At 73.2% G+C, this 19349-nt stretch carries 20 protein-coding genes; 12 read left to right on the top strand and 8 right to left on the bottom strand.

The features are described from left to right. Positions 1-71: 71 nt before the first annotated feature. From corA to ACWEVO_RS08390, 3 genes are all read right to left on the bottom strand, one after another. The gene (gene corA / locus ACWEVO_RS08400) at positions 72-1220 is read right to left on the bottom strand and encodes a magnesium/cobalt transporter CorA (RefSeq protein ID WP_452306906.1); all 1149 of its coding nucleotides are present in this window, start codon (positions 1218-1220) and stop codon (positions 72-74) included. A 362-nt stretch (positions 1221-1582) separates the two neighbouring features. Further along, positions 1583-2677: an aminotransferase-like domain-containing protein gene (locus ACWEVO_RS08395; protein ID WP_452306905.1), complete on the bottom strand. Its 1095-nt coding sequence runs from the start codon at positions 2675-2677 to the stop codon at positions 1583-1585. A gap of 161 nt (positions 2678-2838) precedes the next feature. Continuing rightward, positions 2839-3231: a CBS domain-containing protein gene (locus tag ACWEVO_RS08390; RefSeq protein WP_452306904.1), complete on the bottom strand. Its 393-nt coding sequence runs from the start codon at positions 3229-3231 to the stop codon at positions 2839-2841. 114 nt (positions 3232-3345) lie between these two features. On the opposite strand from ACWEVO_RS08390, the gene ACWEVO_RS08385 reads away from it, so the two are divergent. From ACWEVO_RS08385 to ACWEVO_RS08365, 5 genes are all read left to right on the top strand, one after another. Continuing rightward, positions 3346-3795, top strand: a complete 450-nt coding sequence (locus ACWEVO_RS08385) for an NUDIX hydrolase (protein WP_452306903.1) — start codon at positions 3346-3348, stop codon at positions 3793-3795. Beyond that, positions 3792-4553: a hypothetical protein gene (locus ACWEVO_RS08380; RefSeq protein ID WP_452306902.1), complete on the top strand. Its 762-nt coding sequence runs from the start codon at positions 3792-3794 to the stop codon at positions 4551-4553. The genes ACWEVO_RS08385 and ACWEVO_RS08380 overlap by 4 nt, the downstream gene beginning before the upstream one ends. An 81-nt stretch (positions 4554-4634) precedes the next feature. Next, on the top strand, positions 4635-5366 hold the full coding sequence (locus ACWEVO_RS08375) for a phosphocholine cytidylyltransferase family protein (protein ID WP_452306907.1): 732 nt from the start codon (positions 4635-4637) through the stop codon (positions 5364-5366). Further along, the gene (locus ACWEVO_RS08370) at positions 5354-6418 is read left to right on the top strand and encodes an iron-containing alcohol dehydrogenase family protein (protein ID WP_452306901.1); all 1065 of its coding nucleotides are present in this window, start codon (positions 5354-5356) and stop codon (positions 6416-6418) included. Before ACWEVO_RS08375 ends, ACWEVO_RS08370 begins: the two co-directional genes overlap by 13 nt. Then, complete coding sequence (locus tag ACWEVO_RS08365) at positions 6396-7118, top strand: CDP-alcohol phosphatidyltransferase family protein (protein WP_452306900.1); 723 nt, start codon at positions 6396-6398, stop codon at positions 7116-7118. Before ACWEVO_RS08370 ends, ACWEVO_RS08365 begins: the two co-directional genes overlap by 23 nt. Before the next feature lie 202 nt (positions 7119-7320). Here ACWEVO_RS08365 and ACWEVO_RS08360 read toward each other — a convergent pair whose 3' ends face one another. Beyond that, the gene (locus ACWEVO_RS08360) at positions 7321-8589 is read right to left on the bottom strand and encodes a glycosyltransferase family 4 protein (protein WP_452306899.1); all 1269 of its coding nucleotides are present in this window, start codon (positions 8587-8589) and stop codon (positions 7321-7323) included. A gap of 24 nt (positions 8590-8613) precedes the next feature. On the opposite strand from ACWEVO_RS08360, the gene ACWEVO_RS08355 reads away from it, so the two are divergent. Both ACWEVO_RS08355 and ACWEVO_RS08350 read left to right on the top strand, forming a co-directional pair. Continuing rightward, positions 8614-9474 carry an Fpg/Nei family DNA glycosylase gene (locus ACWEVO_RS08355; RefSeq protein ID WP_452306898.1) on the top strand — a complete coding sequence of 287 codons (861 nt, stop codon included), beginning with the start codon at positions 8614-8616 and terminating at the stop codon, positions 9472-9474. Positions 9475-9789: 315 nt separating this feature from the next. Then, on the top strand, positions 9790-11295 hold the full coding sequence (locus tag ACWEVO_RS08350) for a sugar transferase (RefSeq protein ID WP_452306897.1): 1506 nt from the start codon (positions 9790-9792) through the stop codon (positions 11293-11295). Positions 11296-11302: 7 nt separating this feature from the next. Here ACWEVO_RS08350 and ACWEVO_RS08345 read toward each other — a convergent pair whose 3' ends face one another. Then, positions 11303-12220, bottom strand: a complete 918-nt coding sequence (locus ACWEVO_RS08345) for a LysR family transcriptional regulator (RefSeq protein ID WP_452306896.1) — start codon at positions 12218-12220, stop codon at positions 11303-11305. A 71-nt stretch (positions 12221-12291) separates the two neighbouring features. Here ACWEVO_RS08345 and ACWEVO_RS08340 point away from each other — a divergent pair, with 71 nt between their 5' ends. The 3 genes from ACWEVO_RS08340 to ACWEVO_RS08330 all read left to right on the top strand — a co-directional run bounded on the left by ACWEVO_RS08340 (position 12292) and on the right by ACWEVO_RS08330 (position 14926). Then, entirely contained in the window at positions 12292-12882 is a 591-nt protein-coding gene (locus ACWEVO_RS08340; RefSeq protein WP_452306895.1) for a flavodoxin family protein, read from the top strand. Between the two features lie 62 nt (positions 12883-12944). Next, on the top strand, positions 12945-14168 hold the full coding sequence (locus ACWEVO_RS08335) for a sensor histidine kinase (protein ID WP_452306894.1): 1224 nt from the start codon (positions 12945-12947) through the stop codon (positions 14166-14168). Continuing rightward, the gene (locus ACWEVO_RS08330; RefSeq protein WP_452306893.1) at positions 14165-14926 is read left to right on the top strand and encodes a LytR/AlgR family response regulator transcription factor; all 762 of its coding nucleotides are present in this window, start codon (positions 14165-14167) and stop codon (positions 14924-14926) included. Before ACWEVO_RS08335 ends, ACWEVO_RS08330 begins: the two co-directional genes overlap by 4 nt. 45 nt (positions 14927-14971) lie before the next feature. Here the strand turns inward: ACWEVO_RS08330 and ACWEVO_RS08325 are convergent, their stop codons facing one another. The 3 genes from ACWEVO_RS08325 to ACWEVO_RS08315 all read right to left on the bottom strand — a co-directional run bounded on the left by ACWEVO_RS08325 (position 14972) and on the right by ACWEVO_RS08315 (position 17316). Then, positions 14972-16195 (bottom strand): hypothetical protein, encoded by a 1224-nt coding sequence (locus ACWEVO_RS08325; protein ID WP_452306892.1) that lies wholly within the window; start codon positions 16193-16195, stop codon positions 14972-14974. Next, positions 16182-16703, bottom strand: coding sequence for an RNA polymerase sigma factor (locus tag ACWEVO_RS08320; RefSeq protein ID WP_452306891.1), 522 nt, complete (start codon positions 16701-16703; stop codon positions 16182-16184). Before ACWEVO_RS08320 ends, ACWEVO_RS08325 begins: the two co-directional genes overlap by 14 nt. A gap of 61 nt (positions 16704-16764) precedes the next feature. Further along, the gene (locus tag ACWEVO_RS08315) at positions 16765-17316 is read right to left on the bottom strand and encodes a Uma2 family endonuclease (protein WP_452306890.1); all 552 of its coding nucleotides are present in this window, start codon (positions 17314-17316) and stop codon (positions 16765-16767) included. 162 nt (positions 17317-17478) lie between these two features. Here ACWEVO_RS08315 and ACWEVO_RS08310 point away from each other — a divergent pair, with 162 nt between their 5' ends. Both ACWEVO_RS08310 and ACWEVO_RS08305 read left to right on the top strand, forming a co-directional pair. Further along, positions 17479-18156: a response regulator transcription factor gene (locus ACWEVO_RS08310; protein WP_452306889.1), complete on the top strand. Its 678-nt coding sequence runs from the start codon at positions 17479-17481 to the stop codon at positions 18154-18156. Next, the gene (locus ACWEVO_RS08305; protein ID WP_452306888.1) at positions 18153-19226 is read left to right on the top strand and encodes a HAMP domain-containing sensor histidine kinase; all 1074 of its coding nucleotides are present in this window, start codon (positions 18153-18155) and stop codon (positions 19224-19226) included. The genes ACWEVO_RS08310 and ACWEVO_RS08305 overlap by 4 nt, the downstream gene beginning before the upstream one ends. Positions 19227-19349: the final 123 nt, after the last annotated feature.

Here is a 19349-nt window from a genome sequence, read left to right as displayed (position 1 = left end):
GGCGGATAGTCCGTGACCTTCGCTGATCCGCACGAGGACTCGGCCCTCGTCACCGGCGGGGACGAAGATGGTTACAGCCAGCCGTTGCGGCGGAACAGCCGGTAGAGGATGAACGAGGAGATCAGGCAGACCGCCCAGACCCCCGGGTAGCCGTAGGTCCAGGTCAGCTCCGGCATGTACTTGAAGTTCATGCCGTAGATGCCGGCGACAGCGGTCCACACCGCACCGATGGCGGCCCAGGCCGCGATCTTGCGCATGTCGTTGTTCTGGTCGACGGTGACCTGGGCCAGCCGCGCCTGGAGGATCGAGTTGAGCAGGTCGTCGTACGAGTTGACCTGCTCGACCGTGCGGCTGAGGTGGTCCTGCACGTCCCGGAAGTAGCGCCGCACCTCCTGCGGCACGTCCCGGTTGACCTGCGAGGTGAGGGTGAGCAGCGGACGCTGCAACGGCACCACCGCCCGCTTGAACTCCACCAGCTCCCGCTTCATCTGGTAGATCCGCTGGATCCGGCCGCTGCCCTGCCGGTCGAAGACGTCCGCCTCCAGCACGTCGAGGTCGTCCTCCAACCGGTCGGCCACCTCCAGGTAGAGGTCCACCACCCGGTCGGTCACCGCGTACGCCACCGCCCAGGGGCCGTGCTCCAGCAGGTCGCGCTTCGCCTCCAGGTCGGCCCGGACCGCCGAGAGCCGGCAGGCGTCCCCGTGCCGGACGCTGATCAGGAAGTTCGGCCCGATGAAGAGCATCACCTGGCCGGTCTCCACCACCTCGGAGTTCTCGGTCAGCTCGGTGTGCTCGCAGTACCGGGCGGTGCGCAGCACCAGGAAGGAGACCTCGCCGAAGCGCTCCAGCTTGGGGCGCTGCTCGGCCTTGACCGCATCCTCCACGGCCAGCTCGTGCAGGCCGAAGGTGGCCGCGATGGCGCTCATCTCGTCCAGTTCCGGCTCGTGCAGGCCGAGCCAGACGAACGCGTTCCGCTCCTCGCGGGCCGCGGTGAGGGCGTCGGCGTAGTGCCACTCGCCGGGCTGGCGCTCGCCGTCGACGTACAGGCCGCAGTCGACGATCCCGCTCCGCCCGGGGCCCGCCGGTTGCGGCGTACGCGGGGAGCCGTCGGCGTTGAGGATGCGGGACATGGCACGGACCGGTGCCGCCCAGGCCCGGGGCCGGAGCCCCCGGCCGCCGTGCTGCCCGGCAGTGCGGTCGTTCGCCACCCGGTCGGTCATCTCGCCCCCTCCCCACGATGCTGCGGCTTGCAGGTTACGCCGATCGGGGCGGACCGCAGCACGGGCGAGCGCGGCGGGCACCGGAGCCGGTGCGACCCGCGTCACTCCACGGGTGGCGCCGGGCGGGCCGGCCGCGTCAGGGGGGTGAGGGGCGACACGGCCCACCCGGCACCCTTTGGGGGCGGGAGTGGTGCTGTCCGCGCCGACGGTCCGGGCGGGGCCGCGAGGGGGCTCCCCGGGAGGGCGGACCCGTCACCGACGAAAGGTGAACGGCGCTCGCAGCATTGTGCGACCGCCGACCGGCCCAGCGGGAGGGCTGAACCGGCCGGCATCGCCGAACTGTCGGAAACCCGACAGAAGTTTCAGCCCCGGACGGCCGCCACCGCCTCGGCCAGCCGCCGGACGCCCTCGTCGATCCGGTCCGCGGTCACCGCCGAGAAGGCCAGCCGCAGCGCGTGCCGGCCGCCCTCGATCAGGAAGTCGCTCCCCTTGACCACCGCGACCCCGCGCTCGGCGGCCGCCGGGGCGAGCCGGTCCACCTCGACGTCCTCCGGCAGCTCCACCCAGAGGAAGTAGCCGCCGTCCGGCTCCACGAACCGGGCCTCCGGGATGTGCCGGCGCAGCGAGTCGGCGAGCACCCGGGCCCGCTCGCCGAGGGCGGCCGAGACGGTACGGATCGACCGCTCGATGTCGCCGGAGACGCAGAACTGGTGCACGATCGCCTCGGACACCATGCCGGGCGAGATGTAGAGGTTGGTGGCCCGCTTGGCGATGGCGGCGATCAGCTCGGCCGGGCCGATCAGGTAGCCGACCCGGACCCCGGGGCAGACCGTCTTGGTGAAGCTGGAGGCGTGCACCACCACGCCCCGGGTGTCCATCGACAGCATCGACGGCAGCGGCTCGCCGCGGAACCGGATGTCCGCGTACGGGTCGTCCTCGAAGATCGTGAAGCCGTACTCGGCGGCCAGGTCGAGCAGCTCCCGGCGCTTCTCCAGGGAGAGGGTCACCCCGGCCGGGTTCTGGTAGTTCGGGATCACATGGGCCAGCCGCGGCCGGACCCCCGACTCCAGCAGCTTGCGCAGCTCGGCGGTGTCCAGGCCGTCCGGCTGGACAGTCACGCCGTGGATCTCGCCGCCCATCTGCTGGAGGTTGAGCAGCGTCCGGTCGTACGTCGGGCGCTCGACGACCACCGCGTCGCCCCGGCGGACCAGGTGGTCGAAGAGGAACGCGTCGGCCTGGAGCGAGCCGTTGGTGATCAGCACCTGGTCGGCCTCGACGCCGTGCTTCTCCGCGATCCACTTTCGCAGGGGCGGGTAACCGACGGAGGTGCCGTACGCCGTGATCCCGGCGGGGTCGGCGTCGAAGGCGCGGACGGCGGCGGCCTTGAGCCCCTCGACATCGACGATGTCCAGCGAGGGAGCGCCACGGGCGAAGGAGATCAGCTGCTCGGCGGTCATGCGCACGAGCCTAGGGCCTGCTCCGGGCGGTCCGGCCGGCATACACGCGAAGTTCAACATGCGGGCGGTCGATCCGTCCGACCGGCCGATCCGGGACCCGAGGCGGGCTCGCGAACGCCCGTCGCCGGGGCCCGTTCCGGGCCCCGGCGACCCTGCCGGAGTCAGACCGGCGTGGTGGCGTGCCGCCCGGCCCAGACCCGCATCAGGTCACGTACCGAGATCACCCCGGCCACCTCACGGCCGTCCAGCACCACCAGGTGCCGGAAGCCGCCCCGGGCCATGGCCGCCGCGGCCTCCTCCACCGTCCAGTCCGGACCGGCGTAGACGACGTCCCAGGTGAGGTGGGAGCCGGTCCGTTCCACATCCGGGTCGAGCCCGGACCCGATCGCGTTGAGCACATCACGTTCGGTCATGATCCCGACCCCCTCGGAGTCCGGGTCGATCACGACCGCCGACCCGACGCGGCGGGCCGACATCATCCGGGCCGCTTGGCGGAGCGTGTGCTCCGGGCCGACCACGAGTACCTGGCTGGACATCGCTTCCCGAACCTGCATCACGCATCACCCCTATGGGACGGTGGCCTCGGTACGGACATGGTGGGCCATCGATGCGTACCGGGACAAGACCGGGCATCGGCGAAAACGGCCACGGCTCGCTACCGTGTTGACGTGCCCACCGAGCCTCTCCGCTGCGCCGGCGCGCTGATCGTCGACGACGACGGCCGCATCTTCATCCAGCGTCGGTCCCCCGAGCGGCGCCTCTTCCCGAACTGCTGGGACATCGTGGGCGGCCACCTCGAGCCGGGCGAGAGCGTCGAGGACGCCCTGCGCCGGGAGGTCGCCGAGGAGACCGGCTGGTCGGTGTCGCACGTGCTCGGCCTGGTCGGCGAGTACGCGTACACCGCCGACGACGGGCTGGCCCGGGTGGAGACCGACTTCCTGGTCCGGGTGGACGGCGACCTGAGCCGCCCCACCCTGGAGGAAGGCAAGCACACCGAGTTCCGGTGGCTGGCGGAGCGGGAGGTCGGCCTGCTCGACGAGCACCGGGACGTCAACGACGGGCTGATCCGGCGGATCGCCGAGGACGCCTTCGCCGCGCTCCACTCGATCGGACTGTGAGCAACCAGGTCGAGCTGCCGCCGCACCGGTTCGCGGGGCTGGTCGCCCCGGCCGTCGACCGAGCCTTCGTCGCCGGCATGCTGGCCGGCCGGGACGGCGGCGGCGCGGAGCTGAGTTCCCGGTACGGCGGACCGGCCGCCACCGGCTTCCTGGTGGAGTTCCGCACCCGGCTGGCCGCGCCGGGCGGCACGGTGGACGGGGCGGGCTTCGCCGCGGTCACCCGCTACCGGGACCCCGCCGCCTGCCGACGGGCGGTGGACAAGCAGGTCGCGTACGGGATGCTCCAGCGCGTTCCGGACGGCGGCTTCTGCGCCACCGAACGCGGACTGGCCTTCCTGGGCGAGCTGTACGGGGTGCACGCCGAGGTCACCGAGGAGCTGTGGGCCGGCCACGACGACCGGGTGGCCCGCCTGGTGACCGCGCTCGGCCGGGTGCTCGCGTACGCCGTGCTGCTGACCGAGGACGACGGGCCGGGCGCGTTCACCGCGATGGCCCCGCCGTACGAGCCGGCGGCCGCCCCGCCGGGGCTGCTGCTGCTCAACCGGCTGGGCACGCTGCGCTACCACCGGGCGGACGCGCACGCCGCGGCGTGGACCGCCGCCGGGCACACCGCGACCAGCATCGTCGAGCTGCCGCCGGGCCCGGAACGGCTGGCCATCGAGCAGGAGACCGACCGGCGGGCGGCCGGCCCGTACACGGTGCTGACCGCCGAGGAGCGGCTGGCCGTGCTCGCCGACCTGGCGGCCCTGCCGGGCTGAACCCCGGATGACGGCGGCCGGCCGACCGGCCGCCGGTATCCTCCACCGGTGACCAGCAGTAGTACTGAGGAGGATGCCGGCATGATCGGGATGGTGCTCGCGGCCGGTGCGGGGCGGCGGCTGCGCCCGTACACCGACACCCTGCCCAAGGCCCTGGTGCCGGTTGACGGGGAGACCACCATCCTCGACATCGCGCTCCGCAACCTCGCCGAGGTGGGGCTCACCGAGATCGTGATCGTGGTCGGCTACGCCGCCGACGCGGTCCGCGAGCGGCAGGCGGCGCTGCAGGAGAAGTACGGCGTCAGCCTCACCCTGGTGCACAACGACAAGGCCGAGGAGTGGAACAACGCGTACTCCCTCTGGCTGGCCCGGGAGTACTTCTCCCGCGGGGTGCTGCTGGTCAACGGCGACACCGTGCACCCGGTGAGCGTGGAGAAGACCCTGCTGGCCGAGCGCGGCCCGGGCATCCTGCTCGCCGTCGACAACATCAAGGTGCTGGCCGAGGAGGAGATGAAGACCACCTTCGACGCCGCCGGCCAGCTCACCCGGATCACCAAGCTGATGGACCCGCTGGAGGCGTACGGCGAGTACATCGGCGCGACGCTGATCGAGCCGCAGGTGGCCGACGCGCTGGCCGACGCCCTGGAGGCGACCTGGCGGCGCGACCCGAACCTCTACTACGAGGACGGCTACCAGGAGTTCGCGGACCGGGGCGGCGAGGTGCGCGCCGCGCCGATCGGCGACGTGGCCTGGGTCGAGGTGGACAACCACGACGACCTGGCGCGGGCGCGGGAGATCGCGTGCCGCTACTAGCCCGGACCATCCTCACCCCGCTGCACATCGACGTGCGGCGGGGCGCGGTGGCGGATCTCGCCGCGATCCTCGTCGACGGGCGGATCTCGGCCGGCGGTGACGTGGCGGTGGTGGTCGGGCCCGGCCAGGGTGAGCAGATCGCCGAGCTGATCCGGCCGTCGCTGCGCTCGGCGGACGTGTTCACGGTGGCCGGCGGCACCCTGGACGCCGCCGACGACCTGGGCGCCAAGCTGCGCCACCGGTCGTACGACGCGGTGGTCGGCATCGGCGGCGGCAAGACCATCGACGTGGCGAAGTACGCCGCCACCCGGCGTGGCCTGCCCATGGTCACCGTGGCGACCGGCCTGGCCAACGACGGCATCGCCTCCCCGGTGGCCAGCCTGATCACCGACGGGATCAAGGGCTCGTACGGGGTGCACATCCCGATCGCGGTGATCGTCGACCTGGACTTCGTGGAGGCCGGGCCCGAACGGCACAACCGGGCCGGCATCGGCGACGTGGTGAGCAACATCAGCGCTCTGGCCGACTGGGAGCTGGCCCGCCAGGTGCGCGGCGAACCGGTCGACGGGCTGGCCGCGTCGCTGGCCCGGATGGGCGCCGAGGCGGTGCTGGCCCATCGGGGCGACATGAGCGACGACGCGTTCGTGACGGTGCTGGCCGAGGCGTTGATCTCCACCGGCCTGGCGATGGCGGTCTGCGGCACCAGCCGTCCGGCCAGCGGCGGTTGCCACGAGATCATGCACGCCATCGACGCCCTCTACCCGGGCACCGCCTCGCACGGAGAGCTGGCCGGACTCGGCGCGCTGTTCTGCACCTTCCTGCGCGGCGACGATCGCCGGTTCGCCGAGATGTCCGCCTGCCTGGTCCGGCACGGCCTGCCCCGGCTGCCCGCCGAGGTGGAGTTGACCGAGGACCAGTTCGTGGCGGCGGTGCAGTTCGCGCCGGCCACCCGGCCGGACCGCTACACCATCCTCGAACACCTCGCGATGTCGCCTACCGAGACGCGGGAGCGGCTGGCAGACTACGCCGGTGCACTCCGCGACCTTGGCTGAACCGTCCCGCCCCACCGTCGCCGACTTCCACCGGGTCAACCGGGGCGGCGGCCTCTTCAGCGAGTCGATCAGCCAGTGGATCGGCGCGGTCTTCGCGCTGGTCGCCCAGCGGCTCGGCCTGCGCCCGACCGCGCTGACCATCACCAACCTGGTGCTCGGGCTGGCCGCCTCGGTCACCGTGGTCGCGCTCGCCGGCAAGGTCGCCGCCGCCGCCGTCCCGGCCTGGGCGGTCGGGCTGCTCGCCCTGGTCGCCTGGCAGATCGCGTACGCCCTGGACTGCGCGGACGGTCAGCTCGCCCGGGTCACCAAGCAGGGCACTGCCGCCGGTGCCCGGGTCGACGTGCTCTGCGACGTGGCCGCCCAGATCGCCCTGGTCACCGCCCTCGGGGCGACCGCCGTGGCGCAGCGCCCGTCGACGCCGGCCTGGCTGATCGCGGTCTTCGCCGGCACCTGGATGGTCAACCTGGTCACCTCGGTGATGCAGGCCGGGCCGAACGCGGCCAGCATGGTCACCTCGACCTCGCTGCCCGTACGCCTGGTCAAGCTGGTCCGGGACTACGGCGCGGTGATCTTCCTGGCCGGCCTGGTGCTCACCGTCGCGCCCGCGCTCACCGTCTGGGTGATCGTCGCGTTCACCATCGTCAACGGCGCCTTCCTGCTCGCCAGCATCGCCTTCTCCGCTCGCGCCTCCCTCCGCTGACCCCCTCCACGCCACCCGCCACGGCTGGAGATCTTGGAAGGAAATGGCCCCCAGAGGGGCCGATTCCTTCCAAGATCTTCCTGATGTCTCGCGATGCGAACAGAATCTCTCAGTGCGCGAGACGGCGCGCAGGTTCACGGCATGACCGTGCTCGATCCAGGTTGGCGTGGCATCGGAGAGCGACGGGGCGGGAGCGGGAGGGTCAGACGCGGGAGGTGCGGGCGACGTCGGCGTAGATGTCGATGAGGCGCTTGGTGACCACGTCGGGGTGGAAGATGCGCTCGTAGCGGGCCCGCGCGGAGCCGGCCAGCGCGGGGGCCCCTACCAGGGCGACCGGCAGGGCGGCAGCCAGCGCGGCCGGCTCGGGCGCGACCACCCAGCCGGCGTCGCCCGCCTTGATCCCCTCGGGCATGGCGGGGCGGTCGGATCCGCCAACCGGCGCCGAGGCCACCTCGGCCGGACCGGTGCCGGCGGGTTCCCGGGGGGTGTCGGCGCCGACCAGGTACGGGATGCCGCCGAGCGCGGTGCCGAGCACCGGCCGGCCGCTGGCCAGCGCCTCGATGATCACGGTGGGCAGCACGTCGTGCCAGGTGGAGGTGGCCAGCACCACGGCGCTGGCGGTGAGCGCCGCGCGTACCCCCGCCCGGTCGAGCTGCCCCAGGTAGAGCACGTCCGACCGCTCGGCCGCCGCCGCCTCGACCTGCGTGCGCAGCTCGCCGTCGCCGGCGATCCGCAGCGGGCCCAGCGCACCGACCGGGTGCCGCCGCCACGCCTCCAGCAGCAGGTCCAGCCCCTTCTCCGGGGTGAGCCGGGCCATGTAGAGGAAGCCCTCGCCGAGCGGCGTCGGGATGCCCGGGTCCGGGACGGCGTTCGGCTTGACCACGATCCGTTCGTCCGGAATGCCGTAGTCGCGCAGGTGGTCGGCCACGGCGCTGGTCAGCGCGATGAACCGGTCCACCGAGCGCCACGTCGGGCGGTGCACGGCGAGGGTGGTGGCCATCAGGGCGCTCTGCGCCCGCGAGTTGCGGTAGCAGCGGTGCACGATCGCCGGCACGCCGAGCGCCCGGCCCCGGCAGTCCTGGCAGATGACGCCGTCCCGGAAGTAGAGCCCGGAGGAGCAGACCTGCCGGTAGTTGTGCACCGTCTGCACCACCGGCACCCCCCGCTTGTGCGCGGTCCGCACCACCCAGGGCGAGAGCAGCGGGTACGGGTTGTGCAGGTGCAGCACGTCGGGCCGGTGCTCGGCGAGCAGCCGGTCCAGATCGTGCTGAGCCTTGGGCGCCCAGATCGGGGAGATCGGCAGCAGCGCCTTCGCCGCCTTCGACATCGCGGGGATCTCGTCGGAGCTGCGCAGGAACGGCAGCACCTCCACCCCGGCCGCGGTGAGCTGCCCGATCTCGGCGTCGACGATCGTGTTCTCGCCGGAAGGCTGGGCTTCCCGGTACCGGTTGTGCGCCACCACGATTCTCACGGCAAAGAAGGCTACCGTTGTACGGTGCCCGAACTACCGGAGGTGGAAGCGCTCGCCGGATATCTGCGCGAGCGGGCGGTGGGCCGGCGCGTCGAGCGTGTCGAGGTCGCCGCGATCAGTGCCCTGAAGACGTACGATCCGCCGCCGAGCGCGGTGTCGGGCCGGGCGGTGGTCGGCGCGGGCCGGCACGGCAAGTTCCTGGACGTGATCTTCGACGGCGGGCTGCACCTCGTGGTCCACCTGGCCCGGGCGGGCTGGCTGCACTACCGGGAGGCGTTCCCGTCGACCACCCCGCTCCGTCCCGGCAAGGGCCCGGTCGCCCTCCGGGTACGCCTCGACGACGGCTCCGGCTTCGACCTGACCGAGGCCGGCACCCAGAAGAAGCTGGCCGCGTACCTGGTGACCGACCCGGCGCAGGTGCCCGGGGTGGCGAAGCTGGGTCCGGACGCGCTCGGCGCCGACCTGGCCACCTTCGCCGAGCGGATCCGCAGCCGCCGGGGCCAGGTCAAGGGGGTGCTGACCGACCAGGCGGTGCTGGCCGGGGTCGGCAACGCGTACTCGGACGAGATCCTGCACGCGGCGAAGCTGTCCCCGTTCGCGATCACCGACCGGCTCAGCGACGACCAGCTGGCCGCGCTGCACGCGGCGACCCGGACGGTGCTGGGCGACGCGGTCCGGCGCTCGATGGGGCAGCGGGCGGCCGAGTTGAAGGGCGAGAAGCGCTCGGGGCTCAAGGTGCACGCCCGGACCGGGCTGCCCTGTCCGGTCTGTGGCGACACCGTGCGCGAGGTCTCGTTCGCCGACTCCAGCCTCCAGTACTGCCCCACCTGCCAGACCGGCGGCAAGCCGCTCGCTGACCGTAGGTTGTCCCGGCTCGTACGGTGAGTAATCCCACCCGTCAGTTACGGAGAGGAATCGGCCGCCGATCGCCGAACCTCCCGCTCCGCACCTCTACCGGGGCCGCCATCCATCGGTATAGTGGCTCGGTCCCCGGCTTCACAACCGATACGGAGCCGGCCAGATCCCCGCAAGGACCGACGGACGGGACTGCCCGTCAGGCCCGGACCCGCGTGGGAGACTGGAACGGTGGGCGACCCGGGTCCTCACGCCGAGTGAGGGCACGGGTCATGCGGGAGGACATGGGTTGAGGTGACGACAAGCCTCCAGCGCCCGGTAACCAACACAGGCCGGAGCAAGAGCGTGCGGCACGTCGACAGCTTCGAGATCCAGCCGCCGACTCCGCCGTCGCACAACGGCGTACCCCGGTCGGCGTGGGCCCGCGCCCGGCGCCGGGTGTCCCGCTGGCACCGCCCCTACATCGTGGCCCTCCTGCTGCTGGACTTCGGCGCGGCGGCCCTGGCCAGCTACCTGGCCATCCAGATCTTCGAGCAGGCCGCCTCCGGCTTCAAGGACGCCCCCCAGTCCTGGTTCTACACGGTCGCCTTCCTGCTGCTGCCGCTCGGCTGGTTGATCATCCTGTGGGGCAACCGGGCGTACGACCGGCGCTATCTCGGCCTCGGGCCGGACGAGTTCAAGCGGGTGATCCGGGCCGGCGTGGCGGTCGCCGCCACCGTCTCCTTCATCGCCTTCGCGACCAAGACCTCGCTCTCCCGGTGGACGGTCGGCTTCGCCCTGCTCGGGGCGATGCTGCTGATCCTGCTCGGCCGGATGATCGCCCGGGCCGCCCTGCACGCCATCCGCAGCCGGGCCGGTCAGGCCGGGCACCGGATGGTGCTGGTCGGCACCCTGCCGGAGTGCCTGGAGGTCCACACCGCGGTCACCCGCACCCCGAGCGCCGGCCTGGTTCCGGTGGCCATCCACCTCACTGACGGGTACGCGGCCGCGCGCGGCATCGAGACCCCGGTGCCGGTCTACGCCGGCCGGGACGTGCTCGCCCTGGTGCGCGAGGTGGGCGGGGACACCATCGCGGTCTGCGGCTCGGCCAGCGCCGAGCCGGGCGAGCTGCGCCGGCTGGCCTGGCAACTGGAGGGCTCCGGCGTCGACCTGGTGGTCGCGCCCCAGCTCACCGACATCGCCGGCCCCCGGGTGCACATCCGCCCGATCGAGGGCCTGCCGCTGCTGCACGTCGAGGAGCCGACGCTGTCGGGCCCGGCGCTGCTCGTCAAGAACCTGATGGACCGGGTCGCCGCCGGCCTGGGCCTGCTGCTGCTGGCCCCGCTCTTTCTCGCCATCGCGATCGCGATCCGGATCTCCGACCCCGGGCCGGTCTTCTTCCGCCAGCCCCGGGTCGGGCACGAGGGACGCACCTTCCGGGTGTGGAAGTTCCGGACCATGTACGTCGACGCCGAGGAGCGGCTGGCCGGCCTGGTCGACCAGAACGAGACCGACGGCATGCTCTTCAAGATGAAGGAGGACCCCCGGGTCTTCCCGGTGGGCCGCTTCCTGCGGGCCTCCTCGCTCGACGAGCTGCCCCAGCTGATCAACGTGCTGTGGGGCGAGATGTCCCTGGTCGGGCCGCGTCCGCTGCCGGCCGACGACGGTGACTTCCTGGGCGACGTCCGGCGCCGGCTGCTGGTCCGGCCGGGCATGACCGGGCTCTGGCAGGTCTCCGGGCGCTCCGACCTGTCCTGGGACGAGGCGGTCCGGCTCGACCTCTACTACGTCGACAACTGGTCGCTGGCGTACGACCTGAGCATCCTGTGGCGGACCGTCGGGGTGGTGCTCGCCCGCAAGGGCGCGTATTGATTCCGGTTCAGCCCCGCCGTTGCCAGTCGGCGGCGGCCCGGGCGAGGTGGTCGAGCACGGCCCGGCGGGCGGGGTGACGCTCCCCGCCGCGACGGGTGAGAGCGAAGACGTGCCGGTTCACCGGCGCGGCCAGCGGTCGCAGCACCACCCCCTCGGGTACGGCCGGCGCGCCCATCCGGGGCAGCAGGGCGACCCCCGCTCCGGCGGCGACGAGCGCCAGGATCGGCCCGTACTCGCTGGTCTGGGCGATCACTCGGGGCACGAACCCGGCGGCACCGCAGGCCCGCTGCAGCATCTGATGGCAGGACGTGACCGAGGGCACGGAGAGCCAGGCCCGCTCGGCGAGCGCGACGAGGTCCACCGGTCCACCGTCCCGGGCCACCGGGTCCTCCGCTGGCAGCGCGGCGACCACCGGATCGGTGAGCAGGTCGTGCCGCAGGCAGCCGGCGGGCAGCGCGAGGGGCAGCAGGTCGTAGCTGTGCGCCACGGCCACGTCGAGTTCGCCGCGATGCAGCGCGCCGAGGCTCTGTTCCGGCTCCAACTCGTCGAGCCGGAGCACCAGATCCGTGCCGTGCTCGGTGGCGAGGCTGCGCCAGGCGGCCGCCACGAGCACGGCCGTGGCCGAGGAGAACGCGCCGAGGCGGACGGTGCCGGCGATCTCGTTACGCAGCGCGAGGACGTCGGCCTCAGCGGCGGCGAGCTGGTCCAGCAGGACGTCGGCGTGGGCGACGAGCAGCCGTCCCGCGTCGGTGAGGGCCAGCCGCCGGCCCTGCCGCTCGAGGAGCCGGACGCCCACCTCCCGTTCGAGCGTGCCGAGCTGCTGGGAGACCGCCGGGCCGGTCAGGTGGAGGGCCTCGGCGGCGGCGTTCACCGTGCCGTGGCCGGCCAGGGCGTGCAGGAGGCGCAGGCGCCGGACATCCAACATGAAGGCGAACTTAGATGATCAAGTAGAAAGAGTAAATGGAACTTCATGATCTCCTCGACCACACTGAGATCATGAGTTCCTCCTCCGCCGCCGGCCCTCGTTCCTACCTCTTCCTGCTGGGCAGTGCCCGGCACGGCGGGAACACCGAAACCCTGGCCCGCCACGCGGCCACCCGCCTGCCGGTGGACGCGCGGGTGCGCTGGCTCCGCCTCGCCGAGCTGCCCCTGCCCAGGTTCGAGGATGTCCGGCACCGAGGCTCGGGCCGGTACCCGGAGCCCGTCGGCAACGCACGCGTCCTGCTGGACGCCACGCTCACCGCGACCGACGTGGTGATCGCCTCGCCGCTCTACTGGTACACCGTCTCGGCGGACGTCAAGACGTACCTCGACCACTGGTCGGGGTGGATGCGCGTCCCGGGGGTGGACTTCCGGGCCCGGATGCGGGGCAAGACGCTCTGGGCGGTCAGCACCGTCAGCGACGAGGACCGGACGACGGCCGACCCGATGCTCGGCACGCTCCGGCTGACCGCGGACTACCTCGGCATGCGCTGGGGCGGCGCGCTGGTCGGCTACGGCAACCGCCCCGGCGACGTACTCGCCGACGCCGCCGCGCTGGCCCGGGCCGAGACGTTCTTCGCCGGGCAGCCCGCAGCGGTGGCCTGACCGCCCGGCCTCCCGTCGCCAAGGGGTTGGCGAATCCGCGCCCACCAGACAGGATCTGGGCCGTGGGTGGCAACCTGTCCGCCGTGTTCGGCGTCGTCTCGCTGGTCAGCGCGCTCGCCGCGGCGCTCTGGGCGGTGCTGCGGCTGCGCGGCCGGCGGGGCATCGCGACGGCCACCCAGCGGGCCACGTATGAGGTCCTGCACACCGCCGGCCTGGCCGCCGAACCGCTGCGGGCCGGGCTGAGCGCGGCGGGCGCGGCGAAGGCCGTACGCCATCTGCGGGCCCTGGTGGGCGCGGCCGGCCTGGCCCTGACGGACCGGGAGGTCCTGCTCGCCCTCGACGGGCGCGGCGCGCACCACGGTGACCAGCTGCTCGCGGCGGCCCGGAAGGCGGTCGGCACCGGGCGGTCGACCGTGCTGCGCGAGTCGGAGCTGCACTGCGACCTGGTGGACTGCCCGGTACGCGGCGCGGTGGTCGCCCCGCTGAGCGCGGACGGCCGGGTGGTGGGCGCGCTGGTGGCGGTCGCCGACGGGCAGCCCGCGCCGGGGCTGGTGCAGGCGACCCTGGAGACCGCGCACTGGGCCGGCGACCAGCTCGCCCTGGCCGAGCTGGACTCGTCCCGGGAGCGCCTGGCCCGCGCGGAGGTGCGCGCCCTGCGCGCCCAGATCAGCCCGCATTTCATCTACAACGCGCTGACCGCGATCGGCTCGTTCGTCCGCACCGACCCGGAGCGGGCCCGCGAGCTGATCCTGGAGTTCGCCGAGTTCACCCGCTACTCGTTCCGGGCGCACGGCGAGTTCACCACCCTCGCCGAGGAGCTGCGCTCGATCGACCGCTACCTGACCATCGAGCGGGCCCGGTTCGGCGAGCGGCTCCAGGTGCGCCTGCAGATCGCCCCGGAGGTGCTGCCGGTCACCCTGCCGTTCCTCTGCCTTCAGCCGCTGGTGGAGAACGCCGTCCGGCACGGGTTGTCCCGCAAGCCGGGCACCGGCATGGTGAGCATCGAGGCCCGGGACGCGGGCGCGGAGTGCCACATCACGGTGGAGGACGACGGGGTGGGGATGGATCCGACGACGTTGACCGCCGGCATCGCCGAGCTGGCCGGCGCCGGCAGCGACCCGACCGACGACCCCGGCCAGCACGTGGGCCTCTCGAACGTCGACGAACGGCTCCGGTCCGTCTTCGGGGACCGGTTCGGCCTGGTGGTCGAGACCGGCCTGGGTTCGGGTACGAAGGTCAGCATGCGGGTGCCGAAGTTCCACCCCGGCGTACGGGCCGGCTCATGAACGCCTCCGGGTTCCTGCGGGTGCTCGCCGTGGACGACGAGCCGCCGGCGCTGGACGAGCTGGCGTACCACCTGCGGGCCGACCCCCGGGTAGCCCGGCTGCACACGGCCGGGGACGCCACCGAGGCACTGCGCGTGCTCCGGGACGGCGACGTGGACGTGGTCTTCCTGGACATCCGGATGCCCGGGCTGGACGGCATGGAGCTGGCCCGGGTGCTGCGACGGTTCGCCCGGCCACCCGCGATCGTCTTCGTCACCGCGTACGACGACGGCGCGGTGGACGCCTTCGACCTGGGTGCGACGGACTACGTGCGCAAGCCGGTACGCGCCGACCGGCTGGCCGAGTCGCTGCGCCGGGTGATCGGCTCCCGGGTGGTCCCCTCGCACCCGGCGGCGCTGGCCCGGGCAGAGGAGGACCCCACCATCCCGATCGAGCTGGCCGGGACGACCCGGATGCTGCCCCGCTCGGCGGTGCGCTGGGTGGAGGCGCAGGGCGACTACGCGCGGCTGCACACCGCCGACGGCTCCCACCTGGTCCGGGTCTCGCTGGCCACGCTCGCCGAGCGGTGGGCCGACGCGGGCTTCGTCCGGATCCACCGCTCGTACCTGGTGCAGTTGAAGCTGATCGCCGAGCTGCGGCTGGTCAACTCCGGCTACGTGGTGGTGATCGACGGCACCGAGCTGCCGGTGAGCCGCCGGCACACCCGGGAGTTGAAGGACAAGCTGGTCCGGGCGGCGAAGCAGGACTGGAACCGCTGATCCGAGGTCGGCGCGGTCCGGGTGGACCCCGCCGGCGCCTCGGCATCAGTGCGGCAGCGCGAACCGAGTCCAGCTCGCCCCGTCGACGGTCACCACGGCGTGGTCCGGTCCCGCGTCCGACCTGTCGTCCCGGCCGTAGAGCCAGGCCCGGCCGGGTGCGACCCCGACGGTTCCCTCCAGGCTGCGGTAGTCGCGGGCGACCGTGAAGTGCCGCCCGGCGTCCCGACTGACCAGGAGCTTCGCCGAGGGCTCGGGAGCGTCGTCCCCCCAGAGCGCCACCAGCAGCGCTCCGTCCGACCCGAGGGTGATGTCCGGATCCGCCTGGGTCCCCGGCAGGTCGGTCCCGGTGTCCGTCCAGGTCCGCCCGCCATCCCCGGTCCGCAGCAGCCGGGCCGACCAGGCCGATGCCGTCAACGCGTCCGGCGGCCCCGGCTCGATCAGCAGGTAGCCCTCCCGAGCGTCCATCCCGACCACCGCCACCACGTTCGCCCCGGCCTCGGGGCGCCAGCTGGTCCAGGTCGCCCCCCGGTCGGCGCTGCGCGCGACGATCTTGTTCTGGTCCGAGCTCCCGGGCCAGTAGGTCACCCACACCGACCCATCGGCGGCCGGGTAGACGCTGAACGCCGGGTACGGCGACGGTGGCTTCCCGCTGAGCCGGTACACCGTGGTTCCCTCGACGGCCAGCGGCTCCCGGACGGCACCGCAGCCCTGCTGACAGAAGACCGGACGGGCCGTCGCCGGGAACGCGGCCACCGGCACGATGGCCGCGGCGGCGTCCCGCCAGGTGCGGCCACCGTCGGTGGAGAGGCGCGACCCGGCCTCCTCGCGCACCAGATAAACGCGGTCGGCGAGCACGGCGTACTCCAGGTCCGGGGCGTCGTCGTGGTCGGACTGGCAGGTGCTGGGCCGGTAGCTCGCCTCGTCCCAGTCCGACCAGCTCCGGCCACCGTCGGCGGTGCGGGCGAAGTAGACCGCGCAGCGGAACCGGGTGACGGCGACCCCGGACTCCGGACCGGTCAGCACGACGGCACCCGCCCGACCCGGCCGGGCCGGGGGCTGATCAGGGCCGGCGAGATCCGTCCCGCCGGACCGGGCCGCGAGCGGCACCGCCGCCATCCCGGCCAACGCGATCAGCACCGTCACCACGAGCGCCGCCGAGCGGTGCCGGCGTCGGGACCGGGCGGCCGACCGCAGGTCGTCCAGGGGTGGCTGGCGTACCGCCTCGGCGATGGTGCCGACGTCGAAGCCGGTGAAGTCACGATCGGACATCGATCCTCCCGGTGCTGCTCGTCTCGGTGGGTTCGGCATCGGCGAGCAGGGCCGCCAGGGCCTGCCGGCCGCGGGAGAGGCGGGACTTCACCGTGCCGGCCGAGACGCCGAGCGTGGCCGCGACCTCGTCCACCGGCAGGTCGACCAGGTAGTGCAGGGTCAGCGCGTGCCGCTGCCCCTCGGGCAGGTCACGCAGCGCGGCCAGCAGGGCGAGGTGCTCGGGTGACCGGTCGGCGACGGCCGGCGGCGGACCGATCCGCCGCAGCAGGGTGTCCAGCAACCGCCGGCGGCGGTGCCGGCTCCGGGCGACGTTCACCGCCACCCGGCGCAACCAGGCCTCGGGGTTGTCCAGGCCGGCGAGCCGCCGCGGCGCGGCCAGCGCCCGGGTGAAGGCCTCCTGGACCGCCTCCTGCGCCTCGGCCAGGTCGCCGGTCACCGCGTACAACTGGACCACCAGGCGGCGGAAACAACCGGCGTACAGCTCGGAGATCAGTTCACCGTCGGACACCGTCACCTCCTCTCTCCACCTCTTCCACTCGTGGGCGGGGAGGAAGGTTCCGCGACGGGGTTCAGAAGATGTCGGCGACCGGGAGGACGAGCGGGAAGGGATGATCCGTCCGGAGGACGTCCGCCGCGGAGCGGACCTCGGCCTCCCGGTAGCCGGCGCCGGTGTTCGCCAGCACGGTCACGGTCTGCTTGCGTGGCTCGACCAGCCAGTAGCAGGGGATGTCGGCCACCCCGTACTCGTGGCGCTTCAGCACCAGGTCACGACCGGCGTTGCCGGGTGAGACGACCTCGACCACGAGGAGCACGTCGGCCGGGGCGAGCGCCGGGCCACCGCGATCGAGGGCGTCCTCCCGGGCGACGAAGAGATCCGGCACGAAGTAGGAGGAGCGCTTCGCGCTGACCCCGATGTCCTGGCCGACGAGCAGACCGGGCGGGGCCTGTTGGTCGAGGAGCCGCCGGAGGCGGTTGGCGACCGCCCCGGGTAAGACGTCCGCGTGTGGGGACACGAGCAGGCTCCCGTCGAAAATCTCGTAGTCCTGGCCGTCCTCGGGAAGGTCCTGGAGGTCGTCCACCGTCCAGGCCCCACCGCCGCCGGGCCGTGCTGGGCTGGTCACCGTCACACCTCCTCTCTACCGGCCAACCCTGGCATCCCCACCGGTTGTCCACAACGACCCGGCCGCCATCCACCGGGTTATCCACAGGAGTGAAGCGTTCTCCACAGGTTGTTCACAACGCGCGCCCCCGATCTCCACGGCCGGTCCCTACAGTCGGACGCCATGAAGGAACGCCGCGTACTGGTGGTCGAGGACGAACGGACCATCGCCGAGTCGGTCGCCGCGCGCCTGCGGGCCGAGGGCTTCGTCGTGGACATCGCCGGGGACGGCCCGAGCGCGGTCGAGAAGTTCGGGGCCGGTCGCCACGACCTCGTGGTCCTCGACGTGATGCTGCCCGGCTTCGACGGGCTGGAGGTGTGTCGCCGGATCCAGGCCGACCGCCCGGTGCCGGTGCTGATGCTCACCGCCCGGGACGACGAGACCGACCTGCTGGTCGGACTGGCCGTGGGGGCCGACGACTACCTGACCAAGCCGTTCTCGATGCGGGAGCTGGCCGCCCGGGTGCACGTGCTGCTGCGCCGGATGGAACGGGTGGCGAGCAGCCCGCCGGCCGCCCTGCGGCTGGGCAACATCGAGATCAGCCCGGACGAGCGGCGGGTGCTGAAGGGCGGTGCCGAGGTGCACCTCACGCCCACCGAGTTCGACCTGCTGCTGCACCTGGCCGGCCGGCCGCGCACGGTGCTGCCCCGGGAACGGCTGCTCGCCGACGTCTGGGGCTGGGCGGACGGTTCCGGCACCCGTACCGTCGACAGCCACGTCAAGGCGCTGCGCCGCAAGCTCGGCGCGGACCTCATCCGGACCGTGCACGGCGTCGGGTACGCGCTGGAGGTCCCGGCGTGACCAGCCGCCTGGTGGGGTGGCTGAACGACCACCTGCCCCGCCCGCTCGATCCGGTCCGTTCGATCAAGATGAAGCTCGGCGTCCTGCTGGTCGCCGCCTGGGCGGTCGCGGTCGGCTACTTCTGGTGGGGCATCGGCTGGCTGCCGCCGGGCACGTCGCTCACCGCCATCGCCATCGCCCTGCTCACGGCGCAGGTGCTGGCGCACGGGATGACCTCCCCGCTGCGCGAGATGACCGCCGCGGCCGGGGCGATGGCCCGGGGCGACTACACCCGCCGGGTGCGGGCCACCTCCCGGGACGAGGTGGGCGAGCTGGCCCACGCGTTCAACAAGATGGCCGCCGATCTGGCCGCCGCCGACCAACGCCGGCGCGAGCTGATCGCGAACGTCTCGCACGAGCTGCGTACGCCGATCAGCGCGTTGCAGGGTGTGCTGGAGAACCTCGTCGACGGGGTGGCCACGCCGGAACCGGCGGCGCTGCGCGCGGCGCTGGCCCAGACCGAGCGGCTCGGGCACCTCGTCGCCGACCTGCTCGACCTGTCCCGGATGGACGCCGGGGTGGTGCCGCTGCGCCGGGTCCGGGTCGACGTCGCGGGCTTCCTCGACGAGGCGGTGGAGCATGCCGCCGCCACCGCCGCCGGCACCGGGCAGGAGGTCCACTTCCGCCTCCGGCCGATGCCCGAGCCACTGACCGTGCAAGCCGACCCGGGGCGGCTGCACCAGGTCTTCGCCAACCTGCTCGACAACGCCGCCCGGCACAGCCCGCCCGGTGGAACGGTGCTGGTCGCCGCGGACGAGCGGGCCGGCCAACTGCACGTCCACGTCACCGACGAGGGCGAGGGCATTCCCGCTGCCGAACGCTCCCGGGTGTTCGAGCGGTTCACCCGGGGCGAACGGGCCGCCGGCGGCGGGACGGGCCTGGGCCTGGCCATCGCCCGCTGGGTGGTCGAGCTGCACGGCGGCACCATCCGGGTCGCCGACCCGCCCGCTCCCACGCCGAACGCCCGGCCCGGCTGCCGCATCGAGGTCACCCTTCCGCGTACCGAACCCGTCCGAGGAGAGGCAGCATGACGACCGCGCCCCCGCCCAGACCACCCGTCGACCCCCGCCTGGTGCTGCCCCAGCCGGCCGGTCCGCACCCGGTCGTGGCGCCGCCACCGGCCGCCCGACCGGCACCGCAGCCGTCCGCGTGGG

Source organism: Micromonospora sp. NPDC003776, from assembly GCF_053605645.1.
The sequence above is the reverse complement of the archived record's forward strand: the minus strand, read 5'-3'. Positions and strand labels throughout refer to the sequence as shown.

Bases quoted from the DNA above. Each gene is read 5' to 3' on its own strand.
- ACWEVO_RS08330 (WP_452306893.1), top strand. From the start codon at position 14,165: ATGAACGCCTCCGGGTTCCTGCGGGTGCTCGCCGTGGACGACGAGCCG.
- corA (WP_452306906.1), bottom strand. From the start codon at position 1,220: ATGACCGACCGGGTGGCGAACGACCGCACTGCCGGGCAGCACGGCGGC.
- ACWEVO_RS08390 (WP_452306904.1), bottom strand. From the start codon at position 3,231: ATGCAGGTTCGGGAAGCGATGTCCAGCCAGGTACTCGTGGTCGGCCCG.
- ACWEVO_RS08340 (WP_452306895.1), top strand. From the start codon at position 12,292: ATGAGTTCCTCCTCCGCCGCCGGCCCTCGTTCCTACCTCTTCCTGCTG.
- ACWEVO_RS08325 (WP_452306892.1), bottom strand. From the start codon at position 16,195: ATGTCCGATCGTGACTTCACCGGCTTCGACGTCGGCACCATCGCCGAG.
- ACWEVO_RS08395 (WP_452306905.1), bottom strand. From the start codon at position 2,677: ATGACCGCCGAGCAGCTGATCTCCTTCGCCCGTGGCGCTCCCTCGCTG.
- ACWEVO_RS08375 (WP_452306907.1), top strand. From the start codon at position 4,635: ATGATCGGGATGGTGCTCGCGGCCGGTGCGGGGCGGCGGCTGCGCCCG.
- ACWEVO_RS08345 (WP_452306896.1), bottom strand. From the start codon at position 12,220: ATGTTGGATGTCCGGCGCCTGCGCCTCCTGCACGCCCTGGCCGGCCAC.
- ACWEVO_RS08310 (WP_452306889.1), top strand. From the start codon at position 17,479: ATGAAGGAACGCCGCGTACTGGTGGTCGAGGACGAACGGACCATCGCC.